Source organism: Mycobacterium sp. (assembly GCF_049280035.1).
GTDB lineage: Bacteria > Actinomycetota > Actinomycetes > Mycobacteriales > Mycobacteriaceae > Mycobacterium.
The window spans coordinates 1-10,992 of sequence record NZ_JBAPPI010000409.1 but is presented as its reverse complement, the minus strand read 5'-3'; the positions used below and the strand labels follow the sequence as shown (position 1 = coordinate 10,992).

At 67.5% G+C, this 10,992-nt stretch carries 14 protein-coding genes; 12 read left to right on the top strand and 2 right to left on the bottom strand.

Annotated elements, in window-relative coordinates:
* The 5 genes from WAN71_RS13695 to WAN71_RS13675 all read left to right on the top strand — a co-directional run.
* A partial coding sequence (locus tag WAN71_RS13695; protein WP_422225854.1) for a uroporphyrinogen-III synthase occupies nucleotides 1-1,252 on the top strand: 1,252 nt, incomplete at its 5' end.
* A 47-nt stretch (nucleotides 1,253-1,299) separates the two neighbouring features.
* Nucleotides 1,300-2,232, top strand: coding sequence for a porphobilinogen synthase (hemB, locus tag WAN71_RS13690; protein WP_422225853.1), 933 nt, complete (start codon nucleotides 1,300-1,302; stop codon nucleotides 2,230-2,232).
* Nucleotides 2,229-2,669, top strand: coding sequence for a hypothetical protein (locus WAN71_RS13685; protein WP_422225852.1), 441 nt, complete (start codon nucleotides 2,229-2,231; stop codon nucleotides 2,667-2,669). Before hemB ends, WAN71_RS13685 begins: the two co-directional genes overlap by 4 nt.
* Nucleotides 2,670-2,714: 45 nt before the next feature.
* Nucleotides 2,715-3,266: a DUF3093 domain-containing protein gene (locus tag WAN71_RS13680; RefSeq protein ID WP_422225851.1), complete on the top strand. Its 552-nt coding sequence runs from the start codon at nucleotides 2,715-2,717 to the stop codon at nucleotides 3,264-3,266.
* Nucleotides 3,263-3,511, top strand: a complete 249-nt coding sequence (locus WAN71_RS13675; RefSeq protein WP_422225850.1) for a hypothetical protein — start codon at nucleotides 3,263-3,265, stop codon at nucleotides 3,509-3,511. The genes WAN71_RS13680 and WAN71_RS13675 overlap by 4 nt, the downstream gene beginning before the upstream one ends.
* 2 nt (nucleotides 3,512-3,513) lie before the next feature.
* Here WAN71_RS13675 and WAN71_RS13670 read toward each other — a convergent pair whose 3' ends face one another.
* Nucleotides 3,514-4,341 (bottom strand): alpha/beta hydrolase, encoded by an 828-nt coding sequence (locus tag WAN71_RS13670; protein WP_422225849.1) that lies wholly within the window; start codon nucleotides 4,339-4,341, stop codon nucleotides 3,514-3,516.
* A 150-nt stretch (nucleotides 4,342-4,491) separates the two neighbouring features.
* Between WAN71_RS13670 and WAN71_RS13665 the strand changes: the two genes are divergently transcribed.
* The 4 genes from WAN71_RS13665 to WAN71_RS13650 are packed head-to-tail and all read left to right on the top strand — an operon-like array spanning nucleotide 4,492 to nucleotide 7,809.
* Entirely contained in the window at nucleotides 4,492-5,343 is an 852-nt protein-coding gene (locus WAN71_RS13665; RefSeq protein WP_422225848.1) for an oxygenase MpaB family protein, read from the top strand.
* Nucleotides 5,333-5,935 carry a helix-turn-helix domain-containing protein gene (locus WAN71_RS13660; protein ID WP_422225847.1) on the top strand — a complete coding sequence of 201 codons (603 nt, stop codon included), beginning with the start codon at nucleotides 5,333-5,335 and terminating at the stop codon, nucleotides 5,933-5,935. The genes WAN71_RS13665 and WAN71_RS13660 overlap by 11 nt, the downstream gene beginning before the upstream one ends.
* Nucleotides 5,936-5,975: 40 nt before the next feature.
* Complete coding sequence (locus WAN71_RS13655) at nucleotides 5,976-7,385, top strand: amino acid permease (protein WP_422225846.1); 1,410 nt, start codon at nucleotides 5,976-5,978, stop codon at nucleotides 7,383-7,385.
* Between the two features lie 28 nt (nucleotides 7,386-7,413).
* Nucleotides 7,414-7,809, top strand: coding sequence for a nitroreductase/quinone reductase family protein (locus WAN71_RS13650; RefSeq protein ID WP_422225845.1), 396 nt, complete (start codon nucleotides 7,414-7,416; stop codon nucleotides 7,807-7,809).
* Here the strand turns inward: WAN71_RS13650 and WAN71_RS13645 are convergent.
* The gene (locus tag WAN71_RS13645; RefSeq protein ID WP_422225844.1) at nucleotides 7,796-8,665 is read right to left on the bottom strand and encodes a hypothetical protein; all 870 of its coding nucleotides are present in this window, start codon (nucleotides 8,663-8,665) and stop codon (nucleotides 7,796-7,798) included. The genes WAN71_RS13650 and WAN71_RS13645 overlap by 14 nt on opposite strands.
* 140 nt (nucleotides 8,666-8,805) lie before the next feature.
* Here WAN71_RS13645 and WAN71_RS13640 point away from each other — a divergent pair, with 140 nt between their 5' ends.
* The 3 genes from WAN71_RS13640 to WAN71_RS13630 all read left to right on the top strand — a co-directional run.
* Nucleotides 8,806-9,264, top strand: coding sequence for a hypothetical protein (locus tag WAN71_RS13640; RefSeq protein ID WP_422225843.1), 459 nt, complete (start codon nucleotides 8,806-8,808; stop codon nucleotides 9,262-9,264).
* Nucleotides 9,265-9,342: 78 nt separating this feature from the next.
* Nucleotides 9,343-10,638 carry a glutamate-1-semialdehyde 2,1-aminomutase gene (gene hemL / locus WAN71_RS13635; RefSeq protein ID WP_422225842.1) on the top strand — a complete coding sequence of 432 codons (1,296 nt, stop codon included), beginning with the start codon at nucleotides 9,343-9,345 and terminating at the stop codon, nucleotides 10,636-10,638.
* A partial coding sequence (locus WAN71_RS13630) for a histidine phosphatase family protein (protein WP_422225841.1) occupies nucleotides 10,638-10,992 on the top strand: 355 nt, incomplete at its 3' end. The genes hemL and WAN71_RS13630, both read left to right, overlap by 1 nt.

The window sequence follows — 10,992 nt, the reverse complement described above, 5'->3', positions numbered from 1 at the left end:
GGTGAACACCGTCGCCCGCACGCACCTGCACTTCGAGGTCGTGCCCGGGCTGGCCGCCAGCTCCGCGGTGCCGACCTATGCGGGGTTGCCGCTGGGCTCATCGCACACCGTTGCCGACGTGCGCGACCCACATGTGGATTGGGCGGCTTTGGCCGCGGCACCGGGCCCGCTGATTTTGCAGGCCACATCGTCGCACGTGGGCGACGCGGCGCGCACGCTGATCGAGTACGGGCTTGCCGACACCACCCCGTGCGTAGTGACGTGCTCGGGCACCACCTGCGCGCAGCGCTCGGTGGAGTCCACGCTGGGCGGGCTGACCGATTCGGCCGTCCACCTCGGCGTCGACCCCGCCGCACCGGCGCCGGTGGTGGTGACGATCGGCAAGACGGTGCACAACCGGGCCAAGCTGAACTGGTGGGAGAGCCGGGCACTGTACGGCTGGACTGTGCTGGTGCCGCGGACCAAGGACCAGGCCGGCGAGATGAGCGAGCGGCTGGCCGCGCATGGCGCGTTGCCGGTGGAGGTGCCGACCATCGCCGTCGAGCCGCCGCGCAGCCCCGCCCAGATGGAGCGTGCGGTCAAGGGTCTGGTCGACGGCCGCTACCAGTGGGTGGTGTTCACCTCCACCAACGCGGTACGTGCGGTGTGGGAGAAGTTCGGCGAGTTCGGACTTGACGCCCGGGCGTTCTCCGGGGTGAAGATCGCCTGCGTCGGCGAATCGACCGCCGACCGGGTCCGCGCGTTCGGGATCAGCCCCGAGCTGGTGCCGTCCGGTGAGCAGTCGTCGCTGGGCCTGCTGGACGAATTCCCGGACTACGACAGCATTTTCGACCCGGTGAACCGGGTGCTACTGCCGCGCGCCGACATCGCCACCGAGACGCTGGCCGAGGGCCTGCGCGAACGTGGCTGGGAGATCGAGGATGTCACCGCATACCGGACGGTGCGGGCGGCCCCGCCGCCCGCGGCCACCCGGGAAATGATCAAGACCGGTGGTTTTGACGCGGTGTGCTTCACGTCCAGCTCGACGGTGCGCAACCTAGTTGGCATCGCCGGCAAGCCGCACGCACGCACCATCGTCGCGTGCATCGGCCCCAAGACCGCCGAGACCGCCGCCGAATTCGGTTTGCGCGTCGATGTGCAACCCGAGACCGCCGCGGTGGGCCCGCTGATCGAAGCGCTGGCCGAGCACGCCGCCCGGCTGCGCGCCGAGGGCGCGCTGCCGCCGCCGCGTAAGAAGAGCCGCAGGCGGTAATCGTGTACCCGCGGCAGCGCCCGCGACGGCTCCGCTCGACTCCGGCGATGCGCCGGTTAGTTGCGCAAACGTCGCTGGAGCCAAGGCATCTGGTACTGCCGATGTTCGTTGCCGACGGCATCGACGAGCCGCGGCCGATCACCTCGATGCCCGGCGTGGTGCAGCACACCCGCGAATCGTTGCGGGCCGCCGCCGCAGAGGCGGTGGCCGCCGGGGTCGGCGGGCTGATGCTCTTCGGCGTGCCCCGCGACGAGGACAAGGACGCAGCCGGGTCGGCGGGCTGCAACCCCGACGGCATCCTCAACGTCGCGTTGCGCGATCTGGCTAAGGACCTAGGCGATGCCACCGTGCTGATGGCCGACACCTGCCTCGACGAATTCACCGACCACGGGCACTGCGGTGTGCTGGACGAGCGCGGCCGGGTGGACAATGACGCCACCCTGCAGAGATATGTGAAATTGGCGGTAGCACAGGCAGATTCGGGTGCGCACGTGGTCGGTCCCAGCGGCATGATGGACGGTCAGGTCGCGGCGATCCGTGATGGCCTGGACGCCGCAGGCCACGCCGACGTGGTGATCCTGGCGTACGCCGCCAAGTTCGCCTCGGCGTTCTACGGCCCGTTCCGTGAGGCCGTGAGCTCCAGCCTGTCCGGCGATCGGCGCACCTACCAGCAGGAGCCGGGCAATGCCCGCGAAGCGATGCGCGAGGTTCAGCTGGACCTCGACGAGGGCGCCGACATCATCATGGTCAAACCCGCGATGAGCTACCTCGACGTAGTGGCGGCCGCGGCCGAAATTTCGCGAGTGCCGGTCGCCGCCTACCAGGTTTCGGGGGAGTACGCGATGATCCGCGCAGCGGCCGCCAACGGCTGGATCGACGAGCGCGCTGCCGCGCTGGAGTCCCTGACCGGTATCCGGCGGGCCGGCGCCGACATCGTCCTGACATATTGGGCCGCCGAGGCGGCGGCCTGGCTGTCGTGACGGGTCCCGTCCCGCCGCGGCCGCCGGGCAGTCCGGAGCCGCAGATCCGGCCCGTCGACGTCGACACCGGCTTTTGGCTGTGGGTGGTGGCATTGCCGCTGATGGTGATCGGCTACATCGCCGACATGGTCGGATCATCGGCCGGTCGCGGATCGGCGTTGCTCTACGGCGCGTCAGGGCTTTTCACCGCGGTGCTGTGCGCGATCGTGGTGACCTTCCTGATCCTGATGCGGGCCGGTTACCGCTGGGCGCGCACGGTATTGACGGGCGGCGGCATCGCCACCGTCGTCTACATCGCGACCCGGCTGTTCACCGTGAACTGGCCACCGATGTTCGCGGTGATCTGCGGCGTCGCCGGCATCGTCGGGTCGGTGCTGATCGCCGGCGGGATGTTCCTGCTGCACCGCAGCGACGCCCACGCGTACTTCACCAGATGAGCCCCCAGGTGGTTTGGCGTCGGGCACAGCAGGGATGATGCTTCTGTGACCGCAGGCACGGATACCGACGCCGCTCCGCTCTTTCGCGAGGTCGGTGCCAGCTGGTACTGGGTGCTGGTCGGCCCGGTGTCGGCCGGGGTCATGCTGTGGCTCGAGAAATCCAACGGTTACGGCTGGCAGCTTTCGGTCCCGCTGCTCTTTCTTGTGCTGGTGACCAGTTTCATTGCGCTGCAGGTCAAGGCGGCCCGCATCCACACGTCGGTAGAACTGACCAACCAGACGCTGCGCCAGGGGACCGAAACCATCAAGGTGGCCGAGATCGTGAAGGTCTACCCGCCACCCGACCATCCGCTGACATCCGAAAAGGACCTGGAGCGTTGGCAATCGGCACGGGCACTAGGTGAGCTGGTCGGGGTGCCCAAGGGGCGCACCGGCATCGGTGTGCGTCTCACCGGTGGCCGCACCGCGCAAGCGTGGGCGCGTCGACACCTGCACCTGCGCGCCGCGCTGACCCCGTTGGTCGAGGAGCGGGTCGGACATGACGGGCCGCGACCCGATCCGCACGACGACGGCGACGACGGCGGATCACGCTGGTGATGGCCCGATTTCGGGGCATCGTCGAGCTCGCCCTGGCGTGCGCCGCGGTGGCGGGCTGCGCGATCAGCTGGTCGGGGGTGCGCTCCACCGTGGCCGTCGCACCGGTGGCGCACGGCCAGCCGGTCACCACGTCGGTGGTCTATGACCCTGCTCTGCTGCTGTTGACGCTGTTGCTGGCGACGGTGGCCGGGATGCTGGCGGTGGTCGGGGTGGCCCGGCTACGGCGAGCCCGTCGGGCCGTCTGAATTCAGGACGCCAGCCAGGCCAGCTCGTCGGGCAGGTGCTGTTGCCAGAACTCCGCGTCGTGGCCGCCCGGGTAGAACCCGCCGGCCGGCTGACTGGGCAGCCGGTTGACGAATTCCCGAGTGGCGATGTAGAAGCCGTCGCCGGTCCCGCAGTCCACCCGCAGCGGAATCGACGTCAACTCCGCGGTATTCACCGTGGAGTTCTTCCGGAAGTCGTCGAGGCCGTCGAAGGCATCGTGCGGCGCTCCCCAATACGTCAGATATAGCGCAGGGCTGATCGCGCAGACCGCGAAGGTCCGGGCCGCGCCCAGCCGAGAACTCAGCCGCATCGCTCCGTACCCGCCCATCGACCAGCCCATGAACGCCACCCGCGACGTATCGAGACCCTTGCCGGCAAGCATCGGGATCAGCTCGTTGAGCACCATCGCGCCGGAGTCTTCGCCGGATGCCCGCGGTCGCCAGTAGCCATTGCCGCCGTCGACGCTGACCACCGCGATCGACGGTTTGCCCGCGCCAGCCAGTTTGGCCAGGGCGTCCTCGACCCCGAGGCTCATCACCGCAGCGGCATCGCTGTCCAACCCGTGCAGCGCGATCACCGTGCGCAACGGGCCGGTCACGCCCGGCGGGCGGGCGATGATCCACTTGGTGTTCCGGCCGCCGCGCGCCGCGGAGATGAATGAGCCCTCCTCGCGGGTGGGCAATGGACTGCTCAGCGGAGCGGGCGCGGCTCGGGTCGCATCGGGCAGCGCTCCCAGCGCCCACAGACCCGCGGCACCGGCACCGGTGACGCCCAGGCGCAGCGCGGTCCGGCGGTTCGTCCGATGGGTCATCGCATTCACCAGCGAATCGTGCCAAGCCAACGGGCGCTGAGAGGCAACGGTCCGACAACAGTCCGGCAACAACGCCTGGCGGTGATGCTCGCGACCAGCCAGGCGCCCCACCGCTTGGTACAAAGTGCAAAATATGTAACACTGTCTCAGATGACCGAGCTGAGCGAGCCCGCTACCGCCGTTGACGCCCTGCCGCTGGGACCGCAGTCATTGGTGTGGCGTTACTTCGGCGACAACCGGATGTTCTTGATCGGCCCCCGTCCCGCCGTGCTGCAGAACATGCTGGCCGAACTCGGCCAGGGCGTGCTGGACCACTCGGTGTTCTTCAGCGACACCGCGGCCCGGGTCAAACGCTCGTTACCGCCGATCTTCATGACCGTCTACGGCTCCGATGGCGACCACCCCGGTCAGCAGGTGCGTGATTTCCATCACGACATCAAGGGCGAAATGCCCAGCGGGGAGCGGTATCACGCGTTGGACCCGGATACCTACTACTGGGCGCACGCCACGTTCGTCGAGCAAGTGCTGTACTTCGCGGACACCTTCGTCAAACGCCTCACCGACGACGAGAAGGAACAGATCTACCTCGAGTCGAAGACCTGGTATCGCCGCTACGGCGTCAGCGAACGGCCGATGCAGGCCGACTACGCCGAGTTCCAGCGGTACTGGGACCACATGCTCGACCAAGTGATGATCGCCCATCCGACCGCCAAATACGGTGTCGGATATGTGACTAAAGGGTTCCCGTGCCCCAAGGGCATCCCGCCGCTGGTGTGGCGGGTGGTCTCGCCTGCGTTCAACCCGGTCGCGGCGTTTCTGACCACCGGTGGCCTGCCGCCGCGGGCGCGCACCCTGCTCGGTCTGCCCTGGAGCGATCGCCAGGAGCGACGCTACCAGCGTTTCGCCGCAGTGTGGCGGTCGCGGCCGGTCAACTGGCTGTGGGATCATCTTCCGATGCGGTTGCGCTACAACAATTTTGCTCAGGCAGGCTATGCCCGCTGACAGCGCTGCTGATCCCGCCACCACTGCCATCCTCGACGCCGCCGTCGTCGAGTTTGAACAGCACGGCTTCCGCCGGGTCGCGCTCGACGATGTAGCCCGCCGCGCGCGGGTCAGCCGCACCACTATCTACCGGCGATTCGCCGGACGCGACGAACTGGTCGGGGCGGTCATCGACCGAGAAAACACGGTGCTGTTCGCCAACATCGCCGAGGAACTGAAAAGCCGTCGGCCGCAATCGAATTACTATGTCGAGGCGTTCACGCTGTCGATTCTGCGCTTCCGCCAGCACCGCGTGCTGACCCGCATGCTCGCCGACGAGCCCGGCCTGATGCTCGAGCTGGCCCACCAGCATTGGGATGCCGCAGTCGAACGGATGGCGGCCGCATTGCGCGTCATCTTTCCCGACGTCTTCGCCGAGCGGATCGGGGACCAGGCAGTCGACGAGCTGGCCGAAACCATCTTGCGCTATGCGGCGATGGTGCTGTTGTTGCCTGGCCGCAGACCCTTGAACACCGCCGACGACATTCGCGCCTTTGCCACCGAGCACTTTCTGCCGAGCCTGCCCGCCGCGCTGCGCGCCGTCCCGGTGTGAATCGAGCGGGACTGCGCGTAGGGGTGTTAGCGTCCCGTCAGTGTCAGATGCACGAAGCTCAGACGCCCTTATCGGTGCCGCGCCGCAACTGAGCCAGGGGCTGTCGCAGCGACAGCTCACGATGATCGCCATCGGCGGTGTCATCGGCGCCGGATTCTTCGTCGGTTCGGGTGTGGTGATCCGGACTGCGGGCCCCGCCGCCGTTGTCACCTATGCACTGTGCGGCGTCCTGATCATTCTGGTGATGCGGATGCTGGGGGAAATGGCCACCGCGAACCCGTCGACAGGATCGTTCGCTGACTATGCGCGCAAAGCGCTGGGCGGCTGGGCGGGTTTCTCGGTGGGCTGGCTGTATTGGTATTACTGGGTGATCGTCGTCGGTTTCGAAGCGGTCGCTGGCGCGAAAGTCTTCAACTACTGGGTCAAAGCGCCGTTGTGGCTTGTCGCGCTGATCCTGATGCTGACGATGACCACAACCAACTTGTTCTCCGTCTCGTCCTTCGGGGAATTCGAATTCTGGTTCGCCGGAATCAAAGTCGCGACCATCATCGTCTTCCTTGGTCTCGGTGCATTCTTCGTGCTGGGGCTGTGGCCCGGTCGGCAGCTGGATTTCTCCAACCTCACTTCGCACGACGGGTTCTTTCCGCACGGCGTCGGCGGCGTATTCGCCGCGATCGTGGTGGTGATCTTCTCGATGGTCGGTGCCGAGGTCGCCACCATCGCGGCCGGCGAAACTCCCAATCCCGAACGGGCAATTCAACGGGCGACCAACGCGGTGGCCGCCCGCATCGCGATCTTCTTCGTGGGCTCGGTTTTTCTGCTCGTCGTGATATTGCCGTGGAACTCGGTGGAGATCGGCGCTTCGCCATACGTTGCGGCGTTGAAGCACATAGGAATCCGCGGTGCCGATCACATCATGAACGCGATTGTGCTCACCGCGGTGCTGTCGTGTTTGAACTCCGGGCTGTACACCGGATCTCGCATGCTGTTCGTGCTGGCCGCCCGACAAGAGGCGCCGGCCCAGCTGCTGAAAGTCAGTCGACGTGGCGTGCCATACATGGCGATCGTGGGCTCATCGGTGGTGGGTTTTCTGTGCGTAATCATGGCCGCGGTCGCGCCGGGTTCGGTGTTCAGCTTCCTGCTCAACTCGTCGGGCGCCATCGTGCTGTTCGTTTACTTGTTGATCGCGCTGTCGCAGATCGTTTTGCGGTTCAAGACGCCGCCGGAGAAGTTGCGGGTCAAGATGTGGTTTTTCCCGGTGCTCTCGATCCTGACGCTGGCCGCGATTGTCGGCGTGCTGGTGCAAATGGCGTTCAACAGCACCGTGCGCGCGCAGTTTTGGCTCAGCCTGCTGTCCTGGGCCGTGGTTGTCGCGCTGTATGTCGTCACCAAGCGGTGGCGCAGACCGCTCGCGCTCGAGGCGCAGTCATCGGGCGAGTCCTTGCGGTAGTTGCATGTCGCCGTCAAACTCGAAGGCCATGGCCTACCTCAAGCCCCCGTGGTTCACCGTCAAGCTCTTCAACCGGATCGCGATGGCCACGGGCATCAGCAATAGCGAAACCCTGACCGTGACCAAGCGGGGGAGCGGCCAGCCGCAGCACATTCCCGTCGTCACGGTCGACGTCGGCGGCACCCGGTATCTGGTCTCCACCCGCGGTGAGTCGCAGTGGGTCAAAAACGTCCGCGCCAATCCCACCGTCACACTGACCAACAAGTCCGGCGCCGTGAGCTACGTCGCACGCGAAATGCCCGCGCCGCAGCGCCAGCCGGTCCTGACCGCATACCAGGACAAGGCGGGTAGGGCGGTCGACGGCTACTTTCGCAAATTGCCTGACCCGGCGGATCATCCGGTGTTTGCGCTCACCGCGCCCTGACCGGCAAAAGCCTGCGCGACAGCCGGGCCAGCAGCGACGGGGCCGGGTTCCACGGCTCCCGGTCATCCGCAGGCCAGGCGTAGCAGGGGGTCCGGCCGGACAGCAGCTGTCGTAGACCCGGGGTGTCCAGCTCACCGGCCGACCAGGCATAGAGGCGGTCCACCCGGGGCGTAAGAACGCCGATGTCGAGCAGATGGCCCAATCCGTGTTCGGCCTGCGTGTACGGCACGATGTCGTCGCCGAGGGGATAGCGGTCGGGAAGCACTCGTGAAAGCGAGAGGAACATGCCGGTCATGCCCAGCCGTGGATCGCCGAGCAGCCGGCCGGCGGGGGCCAGCCAGGCCAGTGCCAGTCCCGGCGCGGCGACCATCGCGTGGGTGTAGAGAACCCGCGCCAGCACCACGTTGATGAAGAACCGCTCGATGCGACCTTCACGCGCCGCCAAGTGTTCGTGTTCGAGATACCCGCTAACGACGCTCATGTTGTGCGCCCGATACCAGCGTGCGGCGCTGGGACGCCGAATGAACTCCAGCCAAGCGGCGACCGTCGGCGAGCTCGGCGGCCCGGGATGGCCGAAGGCCAGCGCGCGGGCTTCACTGCCGTCGTAGAGGAGGCGCTCGTTGATCGCCCGCCACCACGGACTTCCCGGTCTCGGCGCGTCGACCGAGTTGAGTAGTCCTCGCCGCAGTTGCCACCGCATGAAGGCCGACGCAGCCTGCCGGTACGGAAGATAGCCGCGGTCCAGGTCTTTTGGCACGCGGTATTGGCTGCGCATCAGGGCCAGCCGCCCGGCCGGGTCGTCCCGGACGGCTGCGACGCCGGCGAGTGCGACCTCGCAGGCCGGTTCCCGGGTCATCAGTCGATTGTTCCTGGCAAATGTTTGAGTCACGTTCGCGCCCGTGGTGAACGTGCAGCCTTTGGGCTGCGTGTCATCCCTATGCGTCCCGCACCAAGCCAAGCCGAGGTCCGCTCCGAATACTTCAAGTGGAGGAACCGATGACTCATCCCCCTGTCGACGATCTGCCCCAAGAAGCCGCCGCCACGCTGCTGGGCGTCTGTGAGCAGCTGGCGCAATCGCGGCACGCAGGTCTGGCGCGGTGGGCGGCCGCGGTGTCCGACGCCCTGCTAGTCCGGCTGGCGTCGGTGCGGAGCGGCGCGCGCGTCGACGTCATCGGCTTCGAACCGTGTGGCCCGCTGGCACGGCTCGACGCCGCCGAACTGGAAGGGCTGCATGCGGTGGTGCTCGCCTGTGCTGTAGCCAGCGACGACGAGTCAGTCGTCCAGTGGTGCACCCTCCTGGGCCGGCTCATAGTCGCCGACTTCTACCGCCGCGAATACGAGCAGGCGGCGATCGACGCCAAGGTTGCCGTCATCGAAGCTGAGGAACGGCGGCTAGCGCGCGAGGCGCGGTCAGCGCCCGACCTTCGCGGCGCTCCGCCGTGGTCGGGGGTCTAGCTGCCGCCCGACTGACGTCGATGCAGACAACTACACCCTGTAGTGAAGCCGCCCGCCGAGGCTGGGACACTGGTGGACGTGCATACCGAGGTCTCGGCGAAGCTGTTCGACGACGCCTGCGCGGTCATCCCCGGCGGGGTGAACTCACCGGTGCGGGCGTTCAAGGCGGTGGGCGGGACCCCGCGCTTCATCACCGAAGCCCACGGCTGCTGGCTCACTGACGCCGACGGCAACCGCTACGTCGATCTGGTCTGCTCGTGGGGGCCGATGATCCTGGGCCACGCGCACCCGTCGGTGGTTGACGCCGTGGCCAAGGCCGCGACCACCGGGTTGTCCTTCGGTGCGCCGACACCCACCGAAACCGAACTGGCCGCCGAGATCATCGACCGCATGGCTCCGGTGCAGCGGATACGGCTGGTCAACTCCGGCACTGAGGCCACCATGAGCGCGGTGCGGCTGGCCCGCGGGTTCACCGGACGCGCTAAGATCGTCAAGTTCTCCGGCTGCTACCACGGCCACGTCGACGCGTTGCTCGCCGATGCGGGCTCGGGGGTCGCGACGCTGGGCCTGCCGTCATCGCCCGGCGTCACCGGTGCCACCGCCGCCGACACGATTGTGTTGCCGTACAACGATATTGACGCCATCCAGCAGACCTTCGCCGAGTTCGGCGACCAGATCGCCGCGGTGATCACCGAAGCCAGCCCCGGCAACATGGGCGTTGTTCCGCCCGCGCCGGGCTACAACGCGGCGCTGCGCGAGATCACCGCAGCGCACGGCGCACTGCTGATCATCGACGAGGTGATGACGGGATTCCGGGTCAGCCGAAGCGGTTGGTACGGAATCGATCCGGTCGATGCCGACCTGTTCACCTTCGGCAAGGTGATGAGCGGCGGGCTGCCCGCTGCGGCGTTCGGCGGGCGCGCCGAGGTGATGGAACGGCTGGCCCCGCTGGGGCCGGTGTATCAAGCCGGCACGCTGTCCGGCAACCCGGTGGCGATGGCTGCCGGGCTGGCGACACTGCGCAACGCCGACGACGCCGTCTATGCGGCGCTGAATGCCAATGGCGACCGGCTGGCCGGCCTGCTGTCCCAGGCGTTGACGGATGCCGGTGTGCCGCATCAGATTCCGCGGGCCGGCAATATGCTCAGCGTCTTCTTCGGCCAGGCGCCGGTGACCGATTTCGCGTCGGCGCGCGCCAGCGAGACCTGGCGCTTCCCGTCCTTCTTTCACGCCCTGTTGGACGGCGGTGTCTACCCGCCGTGTAGCGCCTTCGAGGCGTGGTTTGTCTCGGCGGCACTCGACGACGCCGCCTTCACCCGGATCGCAGACGCGTTACCCGCGGCCGCCGCGGCCGCCAAGGAGAGCAAACCCTGATGGCCGAACAGACCCGGATCCACCTGATCCGCCACGGCGAGGTGTACAACCCTGACCACGTGCTGTACGGGAGGCTGCCCGGATTCCGGTTGTCCGACAAGGGGATTGAGCAAGCCCAGGCGGTCGCCGACGCGCTGGCCGACCGTGACATCGTCGCGGTCATCGCCTCCCCGCTGGAGCGCGCGCAGGAGACCGCCGCGCCGATCGCCGCCCGCCACGACCTGCCGGTGGACACCGACCCCGACCTGATCGAGTCGGCAAACTTCTTCGAGGGCAAGCGGTTAGGCCCCGGCGACGGCGCCTGGCGGGACCCGCGGTTCTGGTGGCAGCTGCGCAACCCGTTCACCCCGTCCT